The organism is Longimicrobium sp. (assembly GCA_036389795.1).
Classification (GTDB): domain Bacteria; phylum Gemmatimonadota; class Gemmatimonadetes; order Longimicrobiales; family Longimicrobiaceae; genus Longimicrobium.
Map to the genome: position 1 here is coordinate 55,984 of DASVWD010000099.1, position 25,490 is coordinate 81,473.

The 25,490-nt window shown below is 70.3% G+C and carries 35 protein-coding genes; 2 read left to right on the top strand and 33 right to left on the bottom strand.

From position 1 onward, the window contains the following. Positions 1-19: 19 nt before the first annotated feature. From VF746_13185 to VF746_13230, 10 genes are all read right to left on the bottom strand, one after another. Entirely contained in the window at positions 20-409 is a 390-nt protein-coding gene (locus tag VF746_13185) for a hypothetical protein (protein ID HEX8693371.1), read from the bottom strand. Then, positions 406-738, bottom strand: a complete 333-nt coding sequence (locus VF746_13190) for a hypothetical protein (GenBank protein ID HEX8693372.1) — start codon at positions 736-738, stop codon at positions 406-408. Before VF746_13190 ends, VF746_13185 begins: the two co-directional genes overlap by 4 nt. Positions 739-851: 113 nt before the next feature. Next, positions 852-2,945, bottom strand: coding sequence for a ParB N-terminal domain-containing protein (locus tag VF746_13195; GenBank protein HEX8693373.1), 2,094 nt, complete (start codon positions 2,943-2,945; stop codon positions 852-854). Positions 2,946-3,115: 170 nt separating this feature from the next. Further along, positions 3,116-3,415 (bottom strand): hypothetical protein, encoded by a 300-nt coding sequence (locus VF746_13200; protein ID HEX8693374.1) that lies wholly within the window; start codon positions 3,413-3,415, stop codon positions 3,116-3,118. 426 nt (positions 3,416-3,841) lie between these two features. Further along, a complete protein-coding gene (locus tag VF746_13205) occupies positions 3,842-4,012 on the bottom strand; it encodes a hypothetical protein (protein ID HEX8693375.1) in 171 nt (56 codons plus the stop codon). Beyond that, on the bottom strand, positions 4,009-4,401 hold the full coding sequence (locus VF746_13210; GenBank protein HEX8693376.1) for a hypothetical protein: 393 nt from the start codon (positions 4,399-4,401) through the stop codon (positions 4,009-4,011). Before VF746_13210 ends, VF746_13205 begins: the two co-directional genes overlap by 4 nt. Continuing rightward, the gene (locus VF746_13215; protein HEX8693377.1) at positions 4,398-4,985 is read right to left on the bottom strand and encodes a hypothetical protein; all 588 of its coding nucleotides are present in this window, start codon (positions 4,983-4,985) and stop codon (positions 4,398-4,400) included. Before VF746_13215 ends, VF746_13210 begins: the two co-directional genes overlap by 4 nt. A gap of 233 nt (positions 4,986-5,218) precedes the next feature. Continuing rightward, positions 5,219-5,506, bottom strand: a complete 288-nt coding sequence (locus tag VF746_13220) for a hypothetical protein (protein ID HEX8693378.1) — start codon at positions 5,504-5,506, stop codon at positions 5,219-5,221. Further along, on the bottom strand, positions 5,503-5,718 hold the full coding sequence (locus VF746_13225; protein HEX8693379.1) for a hypothetical protein: 216 nt from the start codon (positions 5,716-5,718) through the stop codon (positions 5,503-5,505). The genes VF746_13220 and VF746_13225 overlap by 4 nt, the downstream gene beginning before the upstream one ends. Before the next feature lie 364 nt (positions 5,719-6,082). Beyond that, a complete protein-coding gene (locus VF746_13230; protein ID HEX8693380.1) occupies positions 6,083-6,352 on the bottom strand; it encodes a hypothetical protein in 270 nt (89 codons plus the stop codon). Between the two features lie 540 nt (positions 6,353-6,892). Here VF746_13230 and VF746_13235 point away from each other — a divergent pair. Next, complete coding sequence (locus tag VF746_13235) at positions 6,893-8,260, top strand: hypothetical protein (protein ID HEX8693381.1); 1,368 nt, start codon at positions 6,893-6,895, stop codon at positions 8,258-8,260. Here the strand turns inward: VF746_13235 and VF746_13240 are convergent. Continuing rightward, positions 8,257-8,481 carry a hypothetical protein gene (locus VF746_13240; GenBank protein ID HEX8693382.1) on the bottom strand — a complete coding sequence of 75 codons (225 nt, stop codon included), beginning with the start codon at positions 8,479-8,481 and terminating at the stop codon, positions 8,257-8,259. The genes VF746_13235 and VF746_13240 overlap by 4 nt on opposite strands. A 631-nt stretch (positions 8,482-9,112) precedes the next feature. Here VF746_13240 and VF746_13245 point away from each other — a divergent pair. Further along, entirely contained in the window at positions 9,113-9,358 is a 246-nt protein-coding gene (locus tag VF746_13245) for a hypothetical protein (protein HEX8693383.1), read from the top strand. Between the two features lie 37 nt (positions 9,359-9,395). Here VF746_13245 and VF746_13250 read toward each other — a convergent pair whose 3' ends face one another. The 22 genes from VF746_13250 to VF746_13355 form a co-directional block, all read right to left on the bottom strand. Beyond that, on the bottom strand, positions 9,396-9,881 hold the full coding sequence (locus VF746_13250; protein HEX8693384.1) for a helix-turn-helix transcriptional regulator: 486 nt from the start codon (positions 9,879-9,881) through the stop codon (positions 9,396-9,398). Positions 9,882-10,264: 383 nt separating this feature from the next. Continuing rightward, complete coding sequence (locus VF746_13255) at positions 10,265-10,495, bottom strand: hypothetical protein (protein ID HEX8693385.1); 231 nt, start codon at positions 10,493-10,495, stop codon at positions 10,265-10,267. After that, the gene (locus VF746_13260) at positions 10,495-10,803 is read right to left on the bottom strand and encodes a hypothetical protein (GenBank protein HEX8693386.1); all 309 of its coding nucleotides are present in this window, start codon (positions 10,801-10,803) and stop codon (positions 10,495-10,497) included. Before VF746_13260 ends, VF746_13255 begins: the two co-directional genes overlap by 1 nt. Before the next feature lie 5 nt (positions 10,804-10,808). Further along, on the bottom strand, positions 10,809-11,543 hold the full coding sequence (locus VF746_13265; protein HEX8693387.1) for a hypothetical protein: 735 nt from the start codon (positions 11,541-11,543) through the stop codon (positions 10,809-10,811). Between the two features lies 1 nt (position 11,544). Next, on the bottom strand, positions 11,545-11,805 hold the full coding sequence (locus tag VF746_13270; protein HEX8693388.1) for a hypothetical protein: 261 nt from the start codon (positions 11,803-11,805) through the stop codon (positions 11,545-11,547). Between the two features lies 1 nt (position 11,806). Continuing rightward, positions 11,807-12,619, bottom strand: a complete 813-nt coding sequence (locus tag VF746_13275) for a hypothetical protein (GenBank protein ID HEX8693389.1) — start codon at positions 12,617-12,619, stop codon at positions 11,807-11,809. Beyond that, entirely contained in the window at positions 12,616-13,218 is a 603-nt protein-coding gene (locus VF746_13280) for a hypothetical protein (GenBank protein HEX8693390.1), read from the bottom strand. The genes VF746_13275 and VF746_13280 overlap by 4 nt, the downstream gene beginning before the upstream one ends. A gap of 46 nt (positions 13,219-13,264) precedes the next feature. Next, positions 13,265-13,573, bottom strand: a complete 309-nt coding sequence (locus VF746_13285; protein HEX8693391.1) for a hypothetical protein — start codon at positions 13,571-13,573, stop codon at positions 13,265-13,267. A gap of 1 nt (position 13,574) precedes the next feature. Further along, entirely contained in the window at positions 13,575-14,231 is a 657-nt protein-coding gene (locus VF746_13290) for a hypothetical protein (protein ID HEX8693392.1), read from the bottom strand. 168 nt (positions 14,232-14,399) lie between these two features. Further along, positions 14,400-15,086 carry a hypothetical protein gene (locus tag VF746_13295; GenBank protein HEX8693393.1) on the bottom strand — a complete coding sequence of 229 codons (687 nt, stop codon included), beginning with the start codon at positions 15,084-15,086 and terminating at the stop codon, positions 14,400-14,402. A 35-nt stretch (positions 15,087-15,121) separates the two neighbouring features. Continuing rightward, entirely contained in the window at positions 15,122-15,283 is a 162-nt protein-coding gene (locus VF746_13300; protein HEX8693394.1) for a hypothetical protein, read from the bottom strand. Positions 15,284-15,296: 13 nt separating this feature from the next. After that, on the bottom strand, positions 15,297-15,662 hold the full coding sequence (locus VF746_13305; protein HEX8693395.1) for a hypothetical protein: 366 nt from the start codon (positions 15,660-15,662) through the stop codon (positions 15,297-15,299). A gap of 254 nt (positions 15,663-15,916) precedes the next feature. Next, positions 15,917-16,324 carry a hypothetical protein gene (locus VF746_13310; protein ID HEX8693396.1) on the bottom strand — a complete coding sequence of 136 codons (408 nt, stop codon included), beginning with the start codon at positions 16,322-16,324 and terminating at the stop codon, positions 15,917-15,919. Between the two features lie 61 nt (positions 16,325-16,385). Beyond that, on the bottom strand, positions 16,386-17,099 hold the full coding sequence (locus VF746_13315; protein HEX8693397.1) for a hypothetical protein: 714 nt from the start codon (positions 17,097-17,099) through the stop codon (positions 16,386-16,388). Further along, positions 17,096-17,515 (bottom strand): hypothetical protein, encoded by a 420-nt coding sequence (locus VF746_13320; GenBank protein ID HEX8693398.1) that lies wholly within the window; start codon positions 17,513-17,515, stop codon positions 17,096-17,098. Before VF746_13320 ends, VF746_13315 begins: the two co-directional genes overlap by 4 nt. Positions 17,516-17,535: 20 nt before the next feature. Next, positions 17,536-20,370 (bottom strand): phage tail protein, encoded by a 2,835-nt coding sequence (locus tag VF746_13325; protein HEX8693399.1) that lies wholly within the window; start codon positions 20,368-20,370, stop codon positions 17,536-17,538. Continuing rightward, positions 20,363-20,788, bottom strand: coding sequence for a hypothetical protein (locus VF746_13330; protein ID HEX8693400.1), 426 nt, complete (start codon positions 20,786-20,788; stop codon positions 20,363-20,365). The genes VF746_13325 and VF746_13330 overlap by 8 nt, the downstream gene beginning before the upstream one ends. Further along, positions 20,785-21,153, bottom strand: a complete 369-nt coding sequence (locus tag VF746_13335; GenBank protein HEX8693401.1) for a hypothetical protein — start codon at positions 21,151-21,153, stop codon at positions 20,785-20,787. The genes VF746_13330 and VF746_13335 overlap by 4 nt, the downstream gene beginning before the upstream one ends. After that, positions 21,150-21,824 (bottom strand): hypothetical protein, encoded by a 675-nt coding sequence (locus VF746_13340; GenBank protein HEX8693402.1) that lies wholly within the window; start codon positions 21,822-21,824, stop codon positions 21,150-21,152. The genes VF746_13335 and VF746_13340 overlap by 4 nt, the downstream gene beginning before the upstream one ends. Then, the gene (locus VF746_13345; protein ID HEX8693403.1) at positions 21,821-22,459 is read right to left on the bottom strand and encodes a hypothetical protein; all 639 of its coding nucleotides are present in this window, start codon (positions 22,457-22,459) and stop codon (positions 21,821-21,823) included. Before VF746_13345 ends, VF746_13340 begins: the two co-directional genes overlap by 4 nt. Before the next feature lie 236 nt (positions 22,460-22,695). Beyond that, positions 22,696-24,819 (bottom strand): hypothetical protein, encoded by a 2,124-nt coding sequence (locus tag VF746_13350; GenBank protein HEX8693404.1) that lies wholly within the window; start codon positions 24,817-24,819, stop codon positions 22,696-22,698. Positions 24,820-25,213: 394 nt separating this feature from the next. Continuing rightward, complete coding sequence (locus VF746_13355; protein ID HEX8693405.1) at positions 25,214-25,483, bottom strand: hypothetical protein; 270 nt, start codon at positions 25,481-25,483, stop codon at positions 25,214-25,216. Between the last annotated feature and the right edge of the window lie 7 nt (positions 25,484-25,490).

A 25,490-nucleotide genomic window follows, 5' to 3' on the forward strand; every position in this document is an offset into this window, starting at 1 on the left:
ACCTCCCGCCCGCGTGGATTCACAGCGCGGCCCGCCGGGCCGCCGCCCCCGCGGTAGATGATGCACTCCCGCCGCGTCCCGCGCGAGCCTTCCGGAGATCATCCGAATCCGCGGGCGCGTGCCCGGCCTTGAAGGGGACCTGCGAGCGCATGATTCGCGGCGCACCCTTGCGTCCGACGTTCAGCTCCGGGCGTTCGCGTAGAAGCGCGCCCAGGCGCTCGACGCTGTATCCGCCCAGGACGGAGGCTTGCGCGAGACTGAGCGGCCGCAGCGCATCGTCGCGCAGAGAGACCTCCATCTGGTCCGCGACCGAGTCCAGGACGGAGGCAAGCGCCTCGCCACCGCTGCCGTACTCACGGAAGCGGGCCGCGTCCTCGCGCCAGCGCTGGAGCAGCTCGGACGGGCTCACGTCGCGCCCCCATCCGTCTCCGCCAGCGGGACCCACCCCAGGCGCTGCTCCGTCGGGGTAGGGATGCGCGCGAGCTCGTCGGCGAGCCGCAGCAGGTTGCGGCGTTCCTGGTTGACGATCACCGACGGGCCGTTCATCCCCAGATACCTCAGAACGCGGTCGACGCTGTTGCGCAGGAAGAGGGCAACGCGGTCCGGGTCCGGCCCGCCCGACTCGCGCGCTTCCGCCCGGCGCCGCTCAAAGTAGCGCTGCTCCTCCAGTGCCTCTTCGACACGGAAGGCGTCACTGTGCTCCCAGGCTTCCGCTTCACGCTCAGCCTCCCCACCCAAGCGCCCACACCGCGTGCTGGCGCGTGCCTTCCGGCCAGGGATTCGACTCGACCCCGTGGTGGTAATCGAGCTTGGCGGCGTACCATACGGCGTCGAGAGCGTCTTTCGGGGGCTCAGGCACCGGCCACCTCGCCGCGCAGCAGCACATCGGCCTGGTCCAGTGCGTCCGCCAGCGCCGACAGGTCCGCCCCGCCCTCCTGGTTCGCGTTTAGGAACGCCCAGCCGAGTTCGCAATGCCGCGAGAGTACCCGGAGGGCGTGCGCCTTGTCCTCCGCGCTCATGTCCGGCTGCTGCGCGTGCGCAAACGCATCGCGGATGTTCGCCGGAAGCCGGTCGACCTCGGCCGCGGCGGCGTCCCGGCGCGCCGGCGGATTCTTGGCCGGTTGCGCGGGTGGGTCCTGTGCGCCGTGCCGCCCTTCCCACCCGCTCCCCGGGACCGCCGACGCAGGCGCCCCGACCTCCTGCAGCAGCCGAAGCGTCGTCCGAAGCGCCTCGTTCAGGACGACCACGTGCGCGGGGGTCGCAGGCGCTTCGGGATGGAACCAGGCGCGAATCTCCCCCAGGGTGGCCGTGCCGCGCACGATGGCGCGGGCGATGCCGGACGGTGCGACTGCGGCCTCAGCCGGGCCGGGGGCGCTTCGCGAAGCGGGGGCCGAAGACGACCCACCCGCTTGCGGAGGTGACGACGTGGCGGAGGTCGCACCAGACGCCATCGAAGGGTCCGCGGTGGAACCGGACGACACGGTGGACGTCGTGGAACCTTCGGTGGACGGCTCCTCCGGCATCGGGCTGGGGTCGGCGACGAGGAGCGGCCCGTGGGCCTCGGTCGGATCGGTGCCGCCCCACTCCTGGCCGTCGCGGTCCCCGACGGAACCACCCGACCCCGCCGGCGGCGTCCGGAAGTGTTCTGGCGTGCAGTCTTCGCAGACGCCGACGGTGAGGTCCGCCAGCCCCCACAAAGTCGAGCCGCAGGACCGACAGGGTGTCGTGCACGGCTCGGGTGACCAACGGCCCTCGGCGCCCCGTGGCTCGCCTGGCGGGCGCGGGCCCATGCCGGACTCGTCGGCTTGCACCTCCTCGCTTCCACTGACTGGCAGCGACGTACGCCCGATCAGGTCGAGTGCTGCCTGTCGCTCTCGCTCCTCGGGGAAGACCGCCGCCAGATCCGCGTGGGTGTCGACAGCGAGGCCCCGCCGGCGCATCTCCTCGAGCTTGGTCTCGTACCACGTCGGGTTGTAACAGCGCCGGTGCCCGACCAGCGTGTCCGGGGCGCCGCAGCCGCACTCCGCGTCGTGCTCGCCCGCGGGCAGCATAGGGGAGTCCGCCGGCAGGTCCGCGGCGCAGTCGAGCGGCCAGGAGACCTCGAGCGCCACCCCGAGAACGATCTCCTTCACCTGTCGGTCCGAGAGGCCCTTGGGCTCGGTGATCGCCGCTTCCTCGCACGCCGCCGCCGCGCGCCCGAACAGGCGCGCCCTCGCTGCATCGTTCTTGAGCTTGGAGAGGAACGGCTTCACGTAGTTCTTGAGCGCCGTTCGGCTCCAGTCGCCGGCCTCGACGCCCGCCAGCCAGTAGTCGGGGAGCTTGAGCAGCCCCAGGTCGTTGGAGAGCGTGGACGGGGAGTCGTAGCCGAGGGCCGCGGCGATCTCCTCGCGGGTCTTGCCGGCCGCCTCGCCGAGCGCCACCTCGACGGCGTGCGCGCGGAGCTGCTCCACGTCGGAGAGCAGGAGTTTTTCGGTGCCGGTGACGCGCGCGTAGCGGAGCGCCTCCTCGTCCGTCCAGGTGCGGACCTCGCAGCGGAGCGTCGCGAGCCCGGCCGCTCGAGCCTCGCGCCAGCGGCGCTCGCCGTCCACGATCTCGACGTGCGGGCGGGACTCTTCCGACCACCGGAATGGCGGGCCGTACTCCGCCAGGTCGGCCGCCGAGACGTGGACCAGGAGCGGCTCCTGCTGGCCGTTCGCACGCAAGGAGTTCCTGAGCCTCGCCTGCTCCAGCTCGGGGAAGCGCTGGCGGGGATTCATCCGCTGGCCGGCGAAAGGGCCCTCCTGGAAGCGGTACGGGCCGCTGATCCAGTGGAGGGGGATCTCGGCGACCCCGAGAGAGGCGCCCTCCGGCGCCTGAGACCGGAGCCACGCCTTGAGCGAGAGACCGCTCGCGCGGAACGCGGCGTTCTCTTTATCGGTCAGGTGGACGCCTACCTTGGCTGCCATCGGCTTTCCTTGGGGAACGAGAGTACGGGCGCCTCGGTGAGCCACCGGAGGTTACGCCACGGCGAAGCGTACGGCGGCTTAGGAATCCAGCGTCCGTAGCCGCTCCGGCGGTGGCCGTGCCGCTTGCGGGCCCGGCGGGACTGGTTGCCGTGGTGAGGGTGGCGCATCGGTCAGAGCGTGGGGTCGTCGTCTTCGTCCCATCCGGCACCAGCCGGGAGGGCGGCGGGCTGGCGCTCCTCCTCCTGAACCTGGCGGGCGCGTTCAATGATGCGGCGCGCCGCGGCCAACTCGGGCACGTGGACCGGGAAGGGGTCGCCGCCGTAGTCGCGCAGCCTAGCCACCGCCTTGCGCGCGACCTCCTCCGTGCACGGGTGGACGGCGTAGATCGACTGCCCGCCGTGGTAAACCGTCTGCGCCGGGTGGCCCTCCACCTCCGGAATGTCCACCCGGCACATGGGCGTTCCGAACATCACTTCCTCGGTGACGTTGCCTCGCCGCCGGCGGGCTGGATCCAGAGCACGCGCCCGTCGGCGAGGTCGATGCTTCCCGGTCGGTGGCCGTGGCCGCAGCAAGACTGCGTGGTCAAGACTCCTGCATCGTTCAGCGCCTTCACGATCGGTGCGATTCGAATCGAACGGTCGGCCCGCGCGCGGTGTCACACGCGGACCGCCGTCTCGTTTGCCGGCGCTCCCATCGCCGGTGCGGGCTCCCCCCGCTGCGCGCTGTCGGCCTGGTGCCGATGCCCCGATGGGCAGGAAGCGCGGTGCTTCGAATCGGCGGAGCCGCCGGGCCGGGAGTCTGCGCGGCCATGGGCACGGCGCAGGACCGGGGCTCCGGACGCAGCCCACGAGGGCCGCGTAGAGGGGGAGCAGGACGAAGACCCAGGACACGTCCGCTCAACCCCTGGGGCGTCGCGCGAGGCCGGCGAGCTGCCTGCGCTCCAGCCAGTCCACGGCGACACCGCCGAAGTAGAGCACCAGCATCAGCGCCACGAACAGGCCGACCAGGAAGGCGGCGAAGCGCACATCCACCGGGACGACGTCGCTGCACCGGCGGAGCGGCGTCACGGGACCAACTCCCGCGCGGGAGGCTTGCGCTTGTGCCCCCGCCGCGCGCGCGGAACCTTGACACCCAGGTCCAGCTGGCGGCGCCGGAGCGAATCGCGGAGCTCCGCCTGGAGATCGACGGGCGGCGGGGGAGGCGGCGCGGGCCACACGCGGAGCGGGACGGCCGGGGGCTCGCCCGGCGGGTCGTCCGGAACGGGCGTCGGCGTAGCGTCGCGCTGGTTGGCACGCCGGATCGCCGCGAAGACGCCCGACGACGAGAGGCCGAACGCTTCCGCCGCGCGGCGTTGGCCGGCCTCGTCCTTCGGCTGGGCGAGCTGGTCCCAGTCGATGCCGCCGCGGGGCGGGCGCGCGGGCTTAGCGCCGGGAAGGTCCTCGTACATGCGCTTCATGCCGCCACCCGCGCGTTATCAGGGCGGGGCATGCACGGGTAAAGAGGCGGATCGCCCCCCGACTCCACCTCCAGCGCGGGCGCGTCTGCGTACGGTCGGTCGGGGTACTCCGCCATTCCCGCCACGAAAGCGCGCCACCCGGCGCCGCGCCCTGCGTCGAAGCGTATGATGTGGCGCTCGCGCTCCTCGGCTATGGCGAGCTGACTGGGCTTGAGGTGCTTAACGAGATGACGAACCAACTGTCGGTTCACGACCAGACCGCCGACGCGCCCCGGCTCGCGGCCTGATGCGGTGATGGGGCCGATCGCGGCGAGCCAGCGCCTGAGACGCTTCCGGTCCGCCGTCCCCACATGCGACCAGATCCACTGGTGGTCGGCGAGCCGCAGGAACTTCGAGACCTCCTGCTCCGCGAGCGGCTCCCCGCAAGCGCCCCACGCTTCCACCAGCACGACCGATCCCCCGATCACCAACGAAGGGTTCTCGGGCCTGGACGCTGCGGGGAAAACTGTGGATCCGATGTATGGTAGGCTCTGCTCGAACCACGCGTCGAGACGCTCGCGAAGGCTGGTATCAACGGGCTTCATGCGCTCGCCTCCAGGAGCAGTATATGCAGGCGTCAGGCATGGGGGGACTCCTCGCGCGGCGTGCGCGCCATGTAGACGCCCATGCCGGTGTCGTCCCACACGTACGCGGCGAGATGGGGCGGCAACGTCGCACGCCAGTAGGCCGAAGGCGGGAGGACAGGTCCGCCGTCCAACTGCTGCGGGCGCCAGCACCACGCCCAGTCCACGGCCGCCGCCAGCTGTGCCGCCGTCCATCACTGCACCTCGCGGACGGGGAGCAGCAGTCCGGACGCGGCCAGCATGTCGCGCACGCCGCGGGCGGAGAGCGAGCCCTCGCTGATCGTGGAGCCGCAGTTGGGCGCCATGCAGGTGAACCAGGCGAGGCCGGCCAGGAACACGTCCGCCGCCGCGGTGGGCGCCGCGCCGATCCACTCCGGCTCAGCGGCGGGGGCGAAGGGGCCGGCGTGGGCGCCGTGGTCGCACGGGCAGAGGCCCGCCAGGCGCTCCATCTGCCAGGGGACGGCCGGGGTGGGGGCGTTCACGTCTCACCTCGGTGCTTTCGACGCTCCCAGATTCCCTCGATCTCCGCACGGGCCAACCGGGCCGCTTCACGTACTGCTTCACGGCGGGAAGGGTTGAAGGCGGTCCGCTCCCGCTCCACGAGCCAGCGGTCCAGCGCGGCGAGGGCTGCGTCCCGGGTTTCGTACTCGCGGTCGAGCTTGAGCGCGAATTCGAACGCGAGTAACTCGGCCACCTCCGTTAGCGGGGGGGGCGACTCCGGTTTCTTGCCACGCCTGGTCACGACTCACCCCCAGTGTCCGCGTGCCAGCCGCACCAGCCCTCATCCCACGCGTGCCAGAGGAGCGGGGCCGTGGAGTAGTCGTAGCGGTTGCAGTCGCGCGGGAGACCCGCCGAGGCAGCCTTGCCGCCGTCCACGCAGGCGGCGTCCTGGGCGGGATCGCCGAAGAAGCAGGGCGGCGTTACGGCCGCGAGCGCGCGGAGCGCCGGGCCGCAGTTTGTCCCAACCTTGTCCAACGTCGCGGCGACTTCGGGACGGGGCTGGACAGGCGGCGAGGGGGGCGTTACCGTCAGGGTCCCGCTCGAAGGCTCGCGCGTGGTCATACGACCACCTCCGCGGGATCACCCGAGAACAGCGCCAGGTACTCCGGTTCGAGGAGCCCGTCCTTCACGCGCTGCTCGTTGAGCTTGCGCACGCTCGCGAACGTGTAGAGGCGGCCCCGTCGCTTGAGCTCGCCCGCGCGGCGGAGCCTGCGCAGGCTGCTGTCGTCCTTGAGGCCCAGCAGCTCCAGAGTCCGATCAGTGCGGAAGCCGCCGGCCTGCCGCTCGAACTCTGTTACCTTCTCCACGTCAGGAAGCTTGCTCGCCATCGCCTGAGTCCTATCTTGCGCCCCTAGTTTGCCCGGTTCGCGCCCGGTTCTTGACCGCTGCCCGACCGGTGACTACCATACTAATGCACTGGGTACATGAAGTCAAGTACCTAGTGCATCTATGGGGGAGCCCAATGACTGAGGCGCCGAAGGGGCTGGGTGAGCGGATTCGGGAGTTGCGGGAGCGGGCAGGGTTGAGCCAATCCGAACTCGCGCGGCGCGTCCGGCTGTCGGGAGGCCAATCCTACGTCAGTAAGATCGAGGCGGGTGCAAAGGTGCCTGGCCCGCGCACGCGGCAACTGATAGCGCAGGCGTTCGGGCTACCCGCGGACGCATTGGACAGCTTGGATGCGTGGGACCCCGAAGCGCTTCAGGACTCCCGTGGATTCAAGGTCCTCGAAGAGGTTGCACGACTTGCACGTGAGCATGGGTGGAGCGAGCGCCGACAGCTCGCGGAAGCCTACCGGATCGCGCTTCGGCGCGGCTTGCGTGAGGTGGAGTTCCACCCCATTGACAACAGACGCAGGACAGTTTTGAACAATGACAGGCCCACAAGAGGAACTGACGGATAGGCAGCGCGCCCTCGTCTATGACGTCGCCCGCACCATCCTGTTCCTGCGCGACGTCGACTCCGGCCTCGGCGCAGGTCCGGCGGCGTTGAGCGACCTTCGCGCCTTGCGGCTGCTCTTCCGTGTCGGGCTGGAGCACGGCGCAACCGGCGGGAATGTGCTGGAGCCCGTCCGTCCGCGCCGCGGCGAGGCCGCGCGCTGGAGGGTTCGCAGCGGATTGGGGGGCGAACTGCTTCGATTCACGGTCGCGAACTGCGTCGGCCGGGAACTGTTCCGCGACCACCGCTTCAAGCGTGCTGCGTGTGACCTATTCTCTCTCGCCGTTGTCTTCCCGGCGACCGTCAATCCAACTGATAGGTCCGTGGTCGACCTTCTCTCGGAGTTTGATCCGCGTGCACGCTGGGTTGTACGAGACCTTCCGGCCCTCCTGCGATTGCGCACGGCGGTCCACCACGCGCTCGCCTCGTGCCCGCCGCCGCAGTTCCGCACCTGGTTGCATTCGCCCGCCAGGAGTGCTTGGTCGGCAGGGCGCGACGCCCGGGAGAGCGAACGTTACCGCGCCGCCTCAATCTGGTTTGCGCTCGCGATCAGATCCGGGCGGCACCTCGGGGACTTTTCGGCGGTATCGCTTGGGTGGACGGGATTGGGAAAGGTTCACAAGCTCCGCGGTGCGTTCCCTAAGGCCGGCCGGTGCTTCGCGAGGGCGGCGCATGTCGCGCTCCGGTGTGGATTTCGAGCCGAAGCAGCATACGCAGTTCACGGCTTAGCGTCGCTCGCAATCGAAGCACCAAGCGGGCGGCGCGCGCGCCGTTTGGTAAGGCTCGCGCTACGGCTCTACCCTGCTGGCGACCCGCACCGCCTGCACCTTCTCCACGATCTCGGCTACCTTTGGGTGGAGGAAGGGCGGTTCGTCGCCGCGCAACGTCTTTTCGGTGCCGTACTCTCGGCCGTGGCCGATGCCGAGCCTGGCCTGCGCATGCTGGTGCTTGCTAACTTCGTCCGGGCGGCTGCTGGGGCGGGAGACCGGGCGTCTTACGAGGCTTGGTGGTCTGCGGCGTGGAGGGCGGCGCATGAATCAGCGGACAGCCCCCAGCGCGCCCGCTCGTTCTTGCATCTGGCCTACGCCGCGCACTCGACCGGGCAATGGAAGCGGGCGACACTCGCTGCCGGACTTGCCGGGGGCTTGGCTTCTCTACACGGCGAGACGCGTGTGGCCGCGTACGCCGAGCGCGTCATGAACGCAATCTCGACACACGCGGCCATAGGTGCAGTGCGGAAAGAGGCTGTACCCGACGAACTATTTGCGCGCGAAGTGGAGGGGGTTCTAGCGACGGACTAGCAGCGCCCCCCGCCGCCGAGCGTGCCGTTGCGGCACGTCGAGTCCGTCTGGATCGGTTCCGAGAGCGGCGTGAACGTCGGCGTGGTGTCGCGCTTCTCCGCGGCGGGCGCGGGCGGCGCGAGCTGGGGCTCAACGGGCCCCTGATCGGAACAGGCCGCGAAGACGGCTGCACTGAGGCTGAGCCCGATGCACGCGAGCATCAGGCGGAGATGGGTCCGCATCGGGGTACTCTCCAGGTTGTCGGTGAAGGTGGGCGGGAAACGAGAGAAATGCGGCGGATCGGGTGTGCCGCCGGCCGGAAGTATATAAGTACAGAGGTTACGAGGGAAGTTCTTGCCCTCCCCGCGGTTGAAAGGAAAGGCCCTCAAATGATGATGCGTTACGTGGTAATCCTACTGTTCTGCACCTCGTGCACACCGGCTGCCGGGGTGACTGAAAAGTTCCCGCGGCCTCTCGCCCCAGAGTCCTCCGCGACCATCACCGTATTTCAAAAGCTCGACGGTGCTGTCAGTCCCGTGCTTCTCGACGGGTTTCGGATCGGCTTTCTCAGATCGGGAACGTACTTTACTTTTAGCGTACCCCCTGGCACACATGCCATCGGAACGGCGGGGCCGGCGAGCATCACCTTGGATTTCAGGCCGGGGGTCAGTTACTACTTTACCATCCACGTATCACCTGGAGCATTCGCGCCGCCGCCCTCCCTGGGAAGGATCACAGAAGCGGAGGCACGCGAACGCTTTTCCCACCCTCGAACGCGGAATATTACGCCGCCTCCGTAAGAACCGGGGGCTGTTCCCCGCTGTGTGGGGCTCTTCACCCGCACAGCAGGGCCTCGGCAACCCGAGGGGCGGCATGAGCGGTCCCAAGAGAATTAAGCCGGCCGGGCTCCTCACCATGCGGGCGCACACACCTCATCCGCTGGCCTCCCCCGAACCCGCACCTCGCCACCCGTCCCAAGACCCGCAGGCCCGGCCGGGCCGCCCGTACGCCGATCCCCACTGGCTCGCCGTCCGCTGGACGGAGCGACGCCGCCTGGTCCACCTCGCGCGCAGGCTGCAGGTGAGGCCGGGCGTCCTCTACGTCCTGCTCCACCTCTGAGGAAGAGCCCGGGTTCCGAAGCCCCCCCAGCAAAACATCAACTCTGCGCCGCATGGTGGCAGGAGCGGCACCGGCATGTTTTGGGCGCGCGAGGCACCTCCCCCCGCGCGACCGCCCGGAGCTGACTCGGCGCGAGGTCGGAATATTCCACGTGGTCGCAATCGAGGAGCAGCGTCCACGACTCCTTCCACACCTGGGCGGAGACGACCTTGCGCAGCGGATACCTGGCTTCGAGGCGTGCCGGACGCGCCTGCCGCGCCTGGGTGCGGACCCCGCCCGCCTGTTCTGCGATGGCCAGCCGGACCTTCAGGTTCCGGTTCTCCGCCTCCAGGTCTTCCACTCGGTCCAGGGCGCGGGCCAGGCGAGCCAGCATGGGCGGCACGGGCAGCGTTGCGCTCTCGTAGTTGCGAAGCGTCGACCGGCCGAGCCCCACCGCCGCGGCGCGCTCCTCCTGCGACTCGGGGTTGCCCACACGCGCCTTGACCACCAGAGAGAGCCGCATCTTCAACTCGCCGGCCGTCATGGCGCCGCCCGCAGGCGCGGCCCGCACAGGTGCGGGCGCTCTCACCCTGGACCTCTGGCCCCGCCGCCGCGCGTTCGCTTCCGCTTCCATGACAACAATCCCCCTCCGTAGGCGACACACAACCGCGATCGGCCTCGCGGTTGTTAGTATGGTGAAGGCTCATCACATTGTCAAGAGATGAATTTTCATCTCCGAGGGGGGCGGGGAGGGGGGGGGGGGGGCTCGTGCCCCCGGGATTACGAACCCGCGGTTCCGTTCAGGCCGGGGGCTCGCCGCCTTCTGCCCCCCTGCTCAATCGCACAGCCGCCGGGAGGTGCCGGCGGCCGTGCTGTCCTAACTGACTGCGCGCGATTGTCGCGCCGCATCCTACGGTCGGCTGCTGGTCACGCGCCCTTGAGCACCTTCCCGATCCCCTGCATCTCCACCCGCCTGCCCAGCTCCAGCCCGTAGGAGAAGCACTCCACCTGGCTGGAGGTGAGCGAGGTGACGGAGACCCCGAGCATCCGGGCCAGGCTGCGGCGCAGCGCGGCCATCTGCGGGGCGCGGATCGGCGCGGGCGTGCGGCGGCGGACCTGGCGCCAGTGGGCGCGCCGCCGGCGGCGGAAGAGGCCCATCAGAACACCCCGCTTGAGTCGGCGATGTACGCCCGCTTCTGGTCCGACGCGCGCCTGCCACCCGGGTAGCCGATCACCCTGCAGTCCACCCACGCCCCTTCGCTCCCGTCCACGATCCGCGCACCCTCGTAGGTCCCGGTCGGGCTCGCCTCCTCCGGCCCCTTCGTGACGACCGCGAGCTCCTGTCCTCTTTCCCCAAGGAACGTGAACGTCACCGGGTCCTGGCTGTTGGCCGGCTCGCCGGTCTCGGGGTGCGTGAAGCAAGCGGTGACGGTGATCTCCTGGCCCACCGTGAACTTCTGGGACACGGCCGCTACTCCGCGGAAAGGTTGGGGGCGAGCGCCGACGCGGCCACCTCGGGCCGGAGGCCCGACGCAGACAGCATCGGCGCGAGCGCGGAGACCGTGAAGCTGACGCGGTAGCGGACCGCGACGACGAGAGCGCCCGCCGCAACCGTTCCGCCGATGCCCAGCGTGACGTACACGGTGCCGGCGCTCACCTTCCGCCCGGCGAAGGCCGTCGCCACCGCCAGCCCCAGCGCCGCCGGGCCGGCCGACTGCTTGCCGACGCCAGCCGCGGCGCTCACCGCCAGCTCTGCCCGCGCCTGTGCGGACGATCCCTTCAACGTCGCCGCGGCGCACGTGACTCCCGCGCCGCCCACGGCGGCCGAGGCGGCGCCCTTAGCCGCCCAGCAGGCGCCGCCCAGCGCGAGCCCCGCCCCCGCCGCCGGCGCCGTGCAGTGACGCGTTCCGGAAGCCAGCCCCGCCGCGGCCACGCCGCCGGCGGCGGTAGCCGTGTGCTGGACCACCGCCTCGACCGCCCCTCCCGCGCCGACGCCGGCGCAGCCGGACGCCTCACCCCGCTTCTGGGCGGCCACCGCGAAGCTGAAGGCGAGGGACGCGCCCGCGACGCCGCCCCCCTTTTTCGCTCCGGAGACCACGCCGGCCGCCGCCACCGAGCCCGCCGCGACGCCGTTCGTCGCGAGCGCCGCGGCGCCGGCGGCCCCGTTCAGGGGAGCGACGCCCAGCGGGTGGCGGTTCAGCTGCACGTCAGTCCGTCCCGCTCAGCTCGGCCAGCTGGAGACGCAGCAGCCGCAGAACGACCGCGGACAGGTCCCGGATCGCCTGATCCCGCTGGACGTTGGTGAACCCGCCGGTGTTGTTCCTGTAGCCGCGCAGGGTGATGGCCATGGCCCGGAGACCCGCCTCGATCGCGTCGCGGTTGACCTCCTCGTCAGGGACGGAGAGGGTGCCGGACTCGACCAGCTGCCCCTGCTGGTTGTACGTGTGGAGCGGTTTCGATCCTGGCATCTCACGCGGCCCGGAGGGCCACCACGGGGGTGGCGTTGGTAAGCGAGCCCGCGCCGAACGAGGACGGCAGGGATCCGGCCGCGCTCGCGACGCTGTACCCGTTGTGCGTCGTGGTCCCGAAGGTGGCGTTCCGGGCCAGGAAGGCGCCGAGGGCGGTGAAGTTCCTGAGACCCACCGTCGCGCCCTCCGGCTGCGCGGCCAGCCAGTAGACGCCGGGGTCCAGCGTCTGGCTAATGGTGATCGCCTTGACACCGTTGCTGGTGCTGTCCACCGTGCCGGCCTCGAAGAGGAGGGCGCCGGGCTTGCCGTCGCCCCCGTCCGCGTACACGCCCAGGCGCACCACCGAGCTCGCGGCGAAGGTCGCAACCTCGCAGGCGATCCGGTCGAACGCCGTGCGGACCGGGACGTAGAACGGCGCCGCCCGCAGCGTGTTCGCCGACACGTTCGCGCTGCTGAGTCCCGGCGAGTAGGAGTGGTAGTACTCACCGCTCGCGAAGCGCTGGTGGAGCGCTCCGTAGATCGCCCCCTCCACGGAGCTGCGGGTGAGGCGCTGTTCGAACTTCGCCCCGCTCCCGAACGCGCTTCCGCTCGATCCCTGTTGGGCACGTGTGACGGTGAAGGTGTCGGAGGAGCGCGCGGTCACCTTGACCACCTCCACGGTCGAGCCCTCCTCCAGGGTCGCGAAGAAGAACTCGCTGGCGCCAGGGCTTGGGAACTTCGCGCCGTTCCCGGCCTGCAGCGTGAGCGACGTCGCCCCGGAGGTGATCCCCGACGCCAGGGTGCCGGCGGCGTTGTTGCGGAAGACCTCGATCATCCGAACACCCGGGCGATGTCGGTGTCGGTGACCTGGTGCGTGCCCTGGCCGTTGAAGGTCTCGGGTACGATCCGGGTCACCGCCATGCCGGCCGACGCCTGGCCGGTGAGGTCGATCGCGACGCCTCCCGACGTGGCGGCCACCTTGAAGGAGTCCGTGGCGGAGTCGCGGACGAAGTAGATGACGCCTTCGCTGAGACCGGCCGGCGCCCCGCCCAGGAACACGACCCGCTCCCCGTCCGAGAATCCGTGGGACGGGCAGTTGACCGTGTCGCTCGCCGTCGTGACGGTAAACGGCTTGTAGCCGCCGGTGCTGCCGAGCGGGATCATCCCGTAGAAGGTGCCGGCGCTCGCGGCGCTCCAGAGGCCCAGGAAGGCGACCTGCGTCCCGCCGCCCGGCACGTCGAAGGTGGCCGTGTTGCTGTCGTCCAAGGCGGACTCGGAAGCCGCGTTCCACGTCTTCGCCTTGCGAGCGTACGCGGGCGAGCCTCCGGAGATCTCGTTGGCGCCGGTGGCGCTGTAGGCGCTGTGGAGGGAGACGTACTGCGCGACGGCGGCCAGCGCGTCCAGCATCAGGTTCCAGGCAGCGGGGGCGAGCATCAGAGGGCCGTGTTCCTTGTGATCGGAAGCGGGTTGGGAGAACTGGTCAGTCCGCGCTGCGGTACCCGCAGAGGTAGGGGCGGAAGCGCCGCCCGCCGTTGCAGCGCGGCAGCGACGCGGTGTCGGGAGCCGGCCGCGGCGCCACCCAGGCCGCCGGGACGCTCCGGGCGGGCAGCGGTTCGAGCCGCTCCGGCGCAGCCGTGCAGCTGAGCGCCGCCCCGGCCAGCAGCACGCGCACGCGCCGCCACGCACGGCGTGCGGCGCGCTCGCACACCGGGCTGTGGTCCACGTAGAGGCGGACCCCGCCCGCGAGCGCGAGCGCGCCCACCAGCAGCCCGGCGAGGAAGCGGCGCACGTCAGCCGGCGAGCATCCGCCGCCGCGCCGTCGTGGCGAGGGTCTCGCGTACGTGTCGGTTGTAGCCGGGCCATCGGTCCGCCGATGCGTCGCGCACGAGCGCCGCGTCTGCCAGACCGAGCGCGACGCCCGGTGACCGCGACCCGCCCATCTCGCAGTGGACCACCACGCGCGCCGCCCCCGGGTGGCGCGCCATGAAGTCGACGACCAGGGCGGCGTGGTTTTCGTCGAAGGCGATCAGCCCGCTCTCGCGCGCCATCTCGGGAGTGAGCCACCCGTGCGGCCAGTTCTCGTCCACGTGGCGCAGGTCGGCGTCCACGAACCAGAGGCGCAGCACTGCGGCGAATTCGGGCGAGAGCGTTGCCATCTGCGGCTCTTCCCCTGCGACCATCGGGGGCGACAGGATGGAGATGCAGGTCTCGTTGCAGTCCCGCGGCCGGTAACGTTCGACCTCGCGGCGCGAGAGGACCAGCACGGTGGGCGCGGGCACCATCATCACGGCGCTCTCGGCGGCGCCGGGCGGCACGGTCTCGTTCATGATCGACACGGCGTTGAGGATCTCCCCCACCGGGTCGTGCGCCCTGGCGTGGAGGGTGGCCGGCAGCAGCGCGAGGGCGCAGGCCAGCACGGCGGTGCGGCGGGTGAAGACGGATCGCATCTGCGGAGGCCTCCTTCCTGTTCGGTTACGCGGCAGTCTCCCGCGGCCGCGCAGCGCGGTGCGCCTCTCAGCGCAGAATCGGGATCAGCCGGTGACACTCCGGGCAGCGCCACGTGCTGCCCTCGTGCGGACCGGCCCCGTTTCTCGGGTGACAGCACCAGCCGTCGCTCACTGCGGCTCCTCGATACCTGCCAGCGCGAAAATGCTCTCCGCGGGGCGGAACACGCCGCCACACCGGGTGCAGTACCGGACGTCGTCGCGGACCCTCGTGAGCAGGGTACCACCGCAGTTGACCCGCGGGCAGCCGGGCAGCGGCGCGGGGCTCGCCGGGTACAGGTGGCCACCTGCGGGGCCCATGGCCTTGACCGCTTCCGGTGCCCCGATCCACGGCAGGTCACTGCCGCTCCCCTGCTGCCTCGCGTCGGGGAGGCCTCCCAGGATCTCGCGCGACCGGCGGAGCGCCTGCTGGTCCTGCCCGTCCTCGCTCGCCAGCAGCCAGAGCATGGCGCCCGCGATCAGGAGCCCCAGCGCCCCGCACGCCAGCGCGGCCGTCACGGCGAGTCCTCCATCCGTCTGCGGCGCGGCCATACGCCGCGGACGCCGCCTTGCATCGCCCGTCAACTCCCGCCTCAGCGCGTCCGCGGCCGCGCGGAACCTCGCCTGGTCCTCCGGCGGCCAACGCTGGTCGCTCGCCAGGTTGTCCAGCCGGCGCACCTTCTCCTCCGGCGTCAGGTCGCTCTTCCCCGTGCAGCAGGTCGGGCAGCGACATTCGCCGCAGAGCTCGTCACGGAACGGGCAGAGGCTCCGCGGAACGACGCTGCGTGCGGCGCCCGGGAGCGGCAGCGTCGCGCGCATAGCGACGGGGTTCCCTGAGGAACGGCGAGACAGGCTCATGCGCGGTTGTTCCTCCCGACGTGGTAGGCCCGGCAGTGCTTGCAGCGGTAGACGTCCAGCGGAGCGCGGCGCCTCCCCCGCCGCCGCATGGCGCCGCGGTGCCGGTTGGCCCCGGCCCTGTCGTGGCACTGCTTCCCCGTCTTCTCGCACCACTGCATGGCGCGTCTGCCGTTAGCGGGTGAGGTCCGGCGCCAGGTGACGCCGGGCGCAGATATCGGGCAGGGTGTCGCCGCCGGCCTTGCAGTCGCCGTAGAGCTGCTGGCGGTGGATCGCGTCCAGGCGCGTGAGGATCTTCCTCTGCCCCTCCTCCAGCCCCCCCACGCGAGCGGCCAGGGAGTCGTACGCCTGCCTGTTGACGTAGCTCAGGCTGATCGAGTCCACCCGCGCCGGCAGCGCGCCCACCGCCTTCACGCGCACGGCGCTGTTAAGACCCATGGTGAGTAGCGCGGAGGCGGCGCCCACCACCGCGGCCATGGTGAGCGTGCTTTCGCGCAGTCGGCTGAACCATGTCGAAGCGGTCCGGCGGGCAGGCGTCATCTTCGGCGCTTCCTGCGCGGGAGGTTTTGTGTGGTAAGGGGGCACTGGCAAAACGAAACAGGGGCCCAAGCCGAAACATCGGCTCGGACCCCCACCGGGTCGGGTGCGCTCTGGGCGCCCGTCTACACGAATGTGGTGGAAACTACACGTGTTCGTCGCGGCTGGCAAGAGAAATCGTGGGGGCGGGCGCCAACCGCTTCCCGGGGCGGCGGCGTCCGGCGACCCGGTCAGCACAATCTCTCTCTGCGCGCCCGTCACCCCCCCTTTTTTGCCGAGCCCCCCCTGGTGGCGCGTACGAACGGCGTCAGACCTATGCACTGCTTCTGGTGCCCGCCTAACGCGAACCAGGTCGCTGCGGCTTCGCAGATACGCGAGTCATCGGCGTCCAGAAGGCAGAGAGAGACCGCAGCCGGAACGCCGCCGGGGATCGGCAGGCGCATCGTCAGGTTCGACGCGCGCCGAACGAGCGCCTCATCGTCGCGCGCCGCCTCAAGTCCGGCGTACACCTCTTCCGGACTCAGTGAGAGCGACCGTGCAATGCCTTCAGCCCGGTCCCAGCGTTTGTGTTGGCGTCGAAGGACGCCTTGGGCGACGCCATGCATCGCCTGGTGCGTCCGGCAGGCTTCGCGGAAGTCTTCGAGGGATCTCAGAAGGATTCGCATGTGGAAGCTTCTCCGCCGCGGCCCGACACACCCACGCCTCTTCGCCCGAAAGCTAACCATCTCACCGCCTGGTCACAACCGCCTTCATCAGCTCTCGCTTCAGGTGCTCCGGAAACACCGTCTGCACGGTCTTCTCCGCGGTCGGGAAGAACTCCAGGCGGCCGTCGATCCGCGCGCGCGGCGCGAGTCCGTAGAGCACCTTCAGGCTCACGTCCCTCACCTTGCGCGTGCGCAGGTCCGAAACCAGCACCCGCCTGCCCCGCCTGCCCTTCCGCCCCCGGCCGGTGCGCTGGAGGATGATCCCCTTGCCGCCCGCGGTCCGGATCATCACCGTGCGGTTCTTGCCGATCAGCACGTTGGGCGACTGCGCCTTGAAGTCCAGCGCCCGGGGCCGAAGCGAGGGCGCCACAATGCCGGCCCTGGTCCTCCGGACCCCAGACTCCGGGATCGCCAGGCGAGTGCCCTGCGGCTTCTTGACGCCGCCGTGCTCGAACTTGGCGAAGATGTCCGCGCGCTGCGCGCCGCCCGGCGGCTCCAGCTTCACGTCGCGATGGAGCCGGGTCTTCGTGGCCGCGGGGCCGGGCTTGAACGCGCGGGACGCGAAGTCGCGCCGCCGCACGGTGAAGCTGCCCGCCAGCTGCCGGGTGGCGGCCTCGTCCACGTCGAACGCCGTCGCGTTGATCGCCCGGCTGGTGGCGAAGGGCATCTGATCGCGGGCCAGGGAGCCGAACGCCCGCTCGACCTGGCGGGCGTCGGCTGTGACGTCGATCCTCACCGTGCCTCCTCCAGTCGGGGAAGACGCCACGACTGCGGAGATGGACGGACGACGGGCGCGGGCGCGGCCAGCCGGCGCATCTGGCGCGCCTGGCGCGCGGCCGGGAGGTAGCGCTCCATCCGCTCGGCCGCCGCCGCGGCCAGCCGCTCCTTCTCCTGGCTGAGACTCACCTGCCCGTGCGCGATCCGGTCCGGGTGGACCATTTCCACGGGCAACGTGTGCGTGTTGCCGGGGAGCTGCACCAGGCTCCCGTCCGACTCCGCCACCTCCGCCACCACGAGGATCGGCCACGCCGTGTCGGTGGGCTCGCCGGCGAGGAAGAGTTTCACGACGCACTCTTCCCCGCTGCTCAGCCGGAAGCGGTGGTCGTCGGCGTGCTGTCCCTGCGCGCGCGGGAGCCGGGTGGGTGCGGGCATCGGTGGATGAGGTAGAAGGGTCAGCGAAGCGTGGTTCCGCCGCCGGGGGTGCCGGGAGTCGTCGCCCCGGACGCGGGAACCCCGGCGATGCCCACGAACACCCGCCCGTTGCCCGCCTTCGCCGTCTCTTCCGACTGCGTGGCGAGGTAGGTGGCGGCGCCTCCGGCCAGGTTCAGGTCGTCGGTGTAGACGAACCACTCCTGCAGCGCCGCGACGCCGGAGAGCGTCACGGTTCCGGAGTTATAGTTGACGTCCATCTGGCCGAACTGGTGCGTGTGCGCGGCGAGCGAGACGGTGGCGGTGCCGTCGCCGTTGTTGGTGGTCGAGATCAGGTTCCCGCTGTAGCCCTTGATCGCGCTGCCGCGGTTGCCCTGGAAGTACGGCAGCCCCTTGGCCGGGCTCGCGAGCTGTCCCGTCCCCGCGGCGAGACCCGCCTTGGAGCGGGTGGCCCCCTCGGTCGCGTACCGGCTCTCGACGATCACCTCGATATCATCGAACCAGGCACTCCCCGACTGGGCGCCGTTGTAGCCCAGGTGAATGGCGAGCCGCAGCACACCGGCGCCGTTCACCTGGAAGTACGCCCAAACCTCGGTGAAGTCTCGGGCAACGCCATCGGCAGGCAAGCCTACGTCCGCGACGAACGAGAACACCCCGGCGCTGCGTGTCTCCAGCACCGTGAGGGAGGACACGCCCGAGACGATATCCGTGTTGAGCGCCGCGCCCTCGCCAGCCTCGCCGGGCGGTAGGGCCGTGGTCTTGATCCTGCCGCGCACCGTCACGTAATCGCCGTCCGCCACCGCGTACTGCGGGAAGGCCCACGCTTCGTCCGCCGCGGACGCATGCGAGAGTTTGAAGCTGCGGTCCCCACGGTAGAACGTTGCCGTGTCGATGGTGAGTGAATTGACGGCGGTGAGTTCGGTGAGGCCCTCCGCGTCGCGCTGCGCGCTGCCGTTGACCAGGACGTTACGCGCCCCGTTGCCCACGCCCCGACGGCCCGTCCGCGCCTCCCCCTGCACCGTAGGCGCCGGGACGTTGTTGATGTTGCCGCCGTAGTTGCTGACCGTCGTGCTGGGCGTGACGGAGCCGCTGATCCAGTTGGAGGCGACGTACACCATCGAGACGGCCCGCACGCGTACATCGTAGCCCACTCCCGCGCTCACCTCGGAGAGGACGAACGCCTCGGTGTCCTGCGGCCCCGCGTAGTTGCAGAGGTTGAACACCCCTCCAGCCGTCGGCTTGATCTCAATCTCGTAGCGCAGCAGGTGCGGCTCCGGCGAGGCGGTCCACTGCACCCGGATCCGCGGCACGCGGATGCCGTCCTGCACCTCGAGCGCCGTTGTGGCGTCGGCCGTCAGCACCAGGCCCGACGGCGCCGCCACGCTCTGCGGATCCGGCAGGCTCCCGCCCGGCAGCGTTGCCGTCGTGGTGGGAGTCGAGAGCGTGTACGTGTCGGCGCTGTAGGCCTGGAGCACCACTTCCACCAGGTGGTCCGGCCGGATGGAGAGCCCCAGCACCCAGAACGGCTTGGCGGTCCAGCCGGGGGTGGAGTGGGTGACCGGCACCACGTCGCCCACCTGCAGCTGCAGCGCCGCCTCCTTGGCCGTCAGGCTCACGAAGAGATCGTTCCGGCTCTCCTTGAGCAGCACCTCGGCGATCTGCAGCGCGGCGTAGCGGTTGGTGGTGCAGGGCAGGTCGACGTCCACCTCGTTGGCGAAGCCGTTATCGGCGGTGCGATAGGGATTCGCCGCGCCCGGTTCGGGCCACGTGGCCGTCTCCACCACGTAGTTCTTGCCGGAGTCGACGTACGCCACGCGCACCGTGTTCGCCGTCTCCTTGAGCCCCGCCCGGCGGAAGCTCCAGTTGCCGACGATGTTGTCCTCGGTGAGCGCGAACGCCGTGGGCGTGGTGGGCCGCCGGATGAAGAGCCGGTAGACGCCGCCCTGATAGACCAGCTGCCCCCGGCAGGAGGAGAGCAGGTCGTTCAGGTTCTGGCCGCGCGCGCGCTCGGTGGCGAGGATCGCGTTGCAGGTGAAGCGCTTCTGCACCCCGCCGGGCACGGAGAGGGTCTCGTCGCAGTAGTTGGCGGCGGCGGCGAAGGACGCTTCGTCGATCTCGGCCGTCGATGCCCCGAGCCCCACCTGCGTGGACAGCAGGTAGTCACGCACGCAGAGCGCGGGGTTCTCCGCGTGCTTCCACGTGGAGTCGCGCGGGTCGAAGACGCGCCGCCCCCGGACCACGCAGGCGATGCGCGGGATTCCCCCGGGAAACTTCTCGTTGTCGTAGGTAAGGAGCAGCCGCACGTATGCCATGCCTCGCCCGCGGGAGGACGAGGGCCAGCCGGTGGAGGAGAAGCGGGCCGACATTTCTGCGTCCACGCTCTGGCCGAACGTGCCCATGTACTTCGCGACCCGCACCCGCGCGGTCGCCCCGTCGATCGTGCTGTTGCCGACGAAGGCGCTCTGCACCACGCCGGAGGCCGAGACGGCCAGCTTGTCGTCCAGGTAGATCTCGTCGATGGCCTGGATGCCGTTGCCGTCATCCGAGCCCACCCCTAGCACGCCGACGATCGCGAGGATCTTGTTGTTGTTGGGATCGACCCGGATATCCACGATGTTGGGGGCCATCTTCACGGTGCCGTAGATGACCGGCACGTCCGCCTGGGCGCTGGTGGCGCTGGTCTGGAAGCCTTCCTGCCCGCCGCGAAGGCGTCCCGCGAGGAGCCCGCCGACCCCGGAGGCGACGAAGCTCGCGCCCAGCGAGAACGCCGCCGCCGACACCATCTGCCCCACCCCGGGGATGAACTGCACCCCGATCAATGCCGCCCCGGCGACGATCTTCCCGAGCGGGCTACTCATGGCTCGGCAGCCTCCAGAGCAGCACCCCCGCGCTCAGCTCCGACAGGGGAACCAGACGCACCCCCTCGGCCCGCGTCGAGACCAGCGCCCGGCCGTCCACGACCACGGCCGTCTGCGCCTCGCCGCCCTGCTCCGGGCCTACGGCGACGTCCCCGCTCTGCGCGAACCCGAGCGGCAGGCACCAGGCCTGGAGGCGCTGGAGGCTCGGGCGGACTCCGCCGCTCACGCGCATGGCCTCCACGGCCTGCCGGGCGCTCGCCCAGCGCGGCACCGAGGCGAACACCTCCTGGCCGTACATCACCCGTGCCGCCTGGCGCACCAGCGAGGCGCAGTCGGTGCGGCCCCATGCGAAGCGCCGGCCCACGCGGCCGGCGGCCCAGTGGTGCAGGCGCACGTCCCAGTTCTCGGCGCGCTTCACTGGCCGGGCTCCCGTGTGGGAGCGCGGTCGCGCGTCGGCGCCGGGAACCAATCCAGGAGGTCGCGGGGCGGAAGCATGGCTGCGATCAGGCCCGCGCATTGGCGGACTCGCGCCGTCGCCACTTCGTCCACCTCCATAGCATCGCCAACGCGGTAGATAACCGACGACTGGAGAAGCGCCGTTACGTGATCCCAGGTGAAACCCTTCGGATGATCGTACAGCAGAAGCGCAGCCCTGGCATGAAACGACTCGTCGGCAGAGTCGAACACCGCATCCGCCAGGATGACCTCATGTGGCTCGCCAGCCAAGACCCGAATCCACAGGTCGTGATTGAGTGCGGGTTGAACGGCGTTGTCGATGCTCATGTCGATGGCCTCAGTCCGGTGTCCGACGGCGTCCCCGGCGTCTGCCCGCCGCGCGAGGGTCCGCTCGGCGCGTTGGTGCCCCAGTAGATCGGCTTCCCCTCGATGGTCGGCACGTTCTGGAAGAAGGTGTCCCCGGCCGCCTGCCCGGCCCGGGCCAGAAGCTCGTTGTGGCTGGTGACGTTGGCGCGCACCGGCTGCGGATGCGCGAGCCGCGCGGAGCGCGAGACGACGCGCGTGCGCACCGTGCAGGTGCCGGGCGCCCCGTCCCCGCCCGGCTCCTCACCGATCTCCCACGCCTCGTTCTGGTAGCCTGTCCAAAGGAGGAGCGGGTCGGCCACGATCGCGCCGGTGGCCTCGGTCACGTGCGCGAGCCACACCGACGCCGCGAAGCCACGCACCTGGTTCGCCAGCAGCGCCGACATGACCGCCGTGTCCACGCCGGAGAGGGTGAGCTCCATGCTCTGGCTCTCCCCATCAGGGCTCTCCTCCGCCGCGCCGAGCTCCAGCAGCCCGCCCACGGCGTCCCACGTGAAACCGTTCCACGGCAGGTCCTGCGGCGCGGTCGCGAGCCGGAGCGTGCCGCCGGAGTGCGAGACCTGGATCAGGTGGACGGCCGTGCTGCGCTCCGCGGAGACGGCCGCCACCATGCCGGAGGTGAGTGCCCGCGTCACGGCGCCTCCCGGAACGCGACCCGCAGCCCCATGTACCAGCCGTCCGGCCCCGCGGCGGGAATCTCCGGCTTGCCCGCGATCATCGCCCGCAGGGTGCAGTTGGAGAGCGTGACCACGGTGCCGTTGGGCACCGTGTAGCCGACCGGCAGGGCCGGCGAGATCGTGGCCGTAGCGCCGCCGCCGCCGTTGCTGCTCTGGTCCGAGGTGAAGCGGAAGAGTGGGTTGAGCCCCGCGATCCGCAGCGCATCGCCGGCGCGGATTGCGTTCGTGACGGCGGGGCCCAGTCCGGAAAGCGTGATCGTGGCGCCCTGATTGCTCCCGGGGCCCGCGTCCAGGATCGTGGCCGAAGCGACCGCCGCCGCGCCGTTCTTCGCCAGGCCCGACCCCGGCGTCAGCAGGTGTGCGATGTCGAAGACCACGAGGCGCGCGGCGGCCTCCTCGATGAAGACCAGCAGCGCCTCCACCTCAGGCCGGCCCCGCTTGAGCGGCCCCCACTCCTCGCTCCAGGTGCGCCCCACGGCGTTGCCGGTCCTGGCCTGGATGCCCCCGGTGTGCCCCACCGACAGAAAGCCGGCGGGCATGTCGATCAGCGCCGACTGTTCGCGCGAGAGCAGGGTGCGGGGGAAGGAGGGCACGGCAGTTCAGGACGTGGGGGGTTGCGGGCGCTCGGGCCCGCCGGCGCGGGCACACTTCGCGACCGCCGCCGCCACCGCGTCCCGGTGTTCCTCAAGGAACCGGGCCACGCGGTCAGCGTCCCACGGCACATCGTCGAATCGCACGGTCGCTGTCGCCTGCGGCGGCGGCGGGGCGGGGCGGCGGCGAAACAGCCGCCTCAGTAAATCGCGAAGCATCGCTGGCTCCTCCTTGTGCTTCAGTTTCCCCGGATGGCCTTGCGCACCGCGCCGCTTCCGTTGATCGCCCGGGCCACCTGCATGGCGATCTCGTCGCGCGAGCCTTCCAGCATCTGAGACACGCTCCTGGCGTCCCAGGCCTGGACGTTCTGGTTGACGGTGACGTGAACGTTGACCACGCCGCCGCCCGCCGCCGGACGGCCACCGCCACCCCGAGAGAGTCGGTGGTTTGGGATGATGTTCCCTGAGGAACCCGGCAGGAAGAGCTCCGGGCCGCGCTCGCCCACCAGGTACGCGCCACCGGCGGAGACTGGGCCCCCCGTCGCACGCGCACCATCAATGGGGGCAAGGATCGCGGGTAGCCGGGAGGACGTGGAGGAGGGCGATGCACCCCCGACCACCGCACCCAGGATCATCTGCCCGAACTGCTGGACCGCCTGGTTCATGAAGAAGCGGGCAAGGTCCGCGGTGAGGGCGGTCAGCATCTCACGGAACGACTTCAGGACCTTGCGGTTGTTCTCGATGACGTCGCTCGCCCAATCGCTGAAGTGAGACCCGGCCATGTCGATGATCGGTCCGAGCCGCTCCATCTGCTCTTCCACCTCTTCGCGCATGCGACGGAACTCCTCCGCTTGGGCGCGCATCTTGGCTGCGTCGCGCGCCCCCTGCTGATGTCCGATGAGGGCGCCGCCGCGCGCATGGAGCGCCTTGTCATCGGCCAGCCCGCGGGTAAGTGAGATTTCGGCGAGCGGCCGCGGGGCCTCTTCCTCCACGAACCGGCGGAGATCCACGGCTGCCCGCAGAAGGTTGGCGGGAGCTTCACCGCCAAGCTTTCGGACCTGGTCGTTCACGCGAGCCGCCTGCTCCCACATCAGCCGCAGCGCGTCGCGGTTGGCGTGGCCCGCCTCTTCGAGGAGCTTCAGGTGTTCAAGCTCGGCCCTGACGGATTTGAGGAGGTCGGCGAAGGGCTCCTCCGGGCGCTGGCGCCCACCGCCGCCGCCCCCACCGCCGCCCGGCTGGTTCGGACGTCCTCCCGGCCGCGCAGGACGTTGAAGCGCAAGAATGCGCTGATTCGCAGCGCCGAGAAGATCTGTGATCTCCCCGTAGCGCTCTGCCACGGAACTCACCGCCGCCTGTTCTCGACGTAGCGCCTCCATGGTCGCACGCAGAGACTCAACGCTGGTCTGCCGGGAGATTGCGGAGAGCGCCTCGCGCTGCCGCATGTTGAGCGCGCGCCGGTCCTTGAAGGCCTTGTCGAGGCGGTCCTCTGCATGTGGGTCAGTCAGAAGCCCCAGCCATCCCCAGTTGTTCGTCGTCCACCCAGCGTTGCGGAACACCTGCGGCAGGTCGAAGATGGTGTCGAGCAGAGCGCCAAGGGACTCCGTCAGACCACCCACGCCGCTGGCAGCCCCGGTAGCTCCGTCGTAAACATCGGTGAATAGGCGGCGCACATCGGGCGACGTGGCGACGACCTCCGCAAGTGCTTCTTTCAAATCACTGACGATGTTTCCGAATTCCTTGATGCGGCCCGGCGTGGTCTGCAGCTCGGCCTCCGCCGCCCCGGCGAAGTTGGCACGCAGCTCAGTGAATGCCTGGTTGACGTCCTTCGTGGTGACGCCGTACTCGCGCAACGGCCGCGTCTGACCGTTCCATGCGCGGGCGAGCTTCTCCCCGGTTTGCGCCAGGTCGTCCCCACGCCGGGCGGCAATGTCTACGGCGAGCCCGATAAGCCTAAGTCCAGTCTCCGTGTTTCCGGTTACCTCGATGATGCGGGTGAGCGCCTCGGTGATCTGCTCATCATCGAAAGCGGACATGCGGTCCAGTTGCGAGACGACGCCGTCGATATGGGGCTCCAAGCGCGCGAAGTTCTGACCAACGCCTTCAACTGCGTTGCCGAGCATCTTCCCCAACCGCTCCGCCTCCAGGAACTCGCGAGCCGCGCTCTGGCCGAAGGCAATGATTTCGCGCGCGCCTCGCTGGAACGCATCGGAGGCTAGGTTGCCGAGGAACGAATCCCGCAAACCCGACGTGGCTTTGGCGAACGTGCGGACGTCGCCCTCGCTGCGCTTGAGCGCGCGACGGAGCTCGTCGTTGTCCCCGACGATGCGGACAGCCAGCGTCGCCAGCTCGGACTTCAATGCCATCAGCGGAGATCAGCCGAAGGGTTTGACGAACGCCGGACCCGCTCGTTACCGTAAGAACCGCACACTCAAAAGCCCGGAGGATAGTGCAGATGATCACCGCCCTACTCCTACTCGCGCTCGCCGTAGGACTTCTGATCGGGCTTGGGGTCGGAATTGGCCTGCTATTAGTTTCACGAAGACGAGGTACGTGAAATCCACCCCTTCCGCCCCCGCCGTATCCACCTCCCGATGACTCACGATGTTCCGTGTCGCGAGTGCCGCTCCCTGATCGACTCTGCGGCGCCAACCTGCCCGACCTGCGGTTGCACCCAGGGCCCGCCCCCAGCAAAGCCGGTCACGGCGGGAACGATTGCCGCTGGGGTCGTGCTGGCAGTTCTGGTTCTGCTGGTGCTCTTCAGCTAACGCCGGCTGCCGCCCAGACCTCCCGCTTGCGCTTCAGGTTCTCACACGCCTCGCGGTGCTGCTCCTCGGTGAGGCCGCCCGCCTTGAGCAGCGCGTCCAGCTCGGCGTAACCATCCTCCACGTCCGCGAGCGACGGCGCCCCGGCTCCGCCAGCCCCGCCCCCCGCCGCCTCCTCCACCCGCCGCCGCTCCTCCAGGAACCATTCCTCCCAGTCGGCGGCTTCCTCTGCGGTGATGCGCCGCTTGAGCTCCGCCACGGTCATCCCGCCG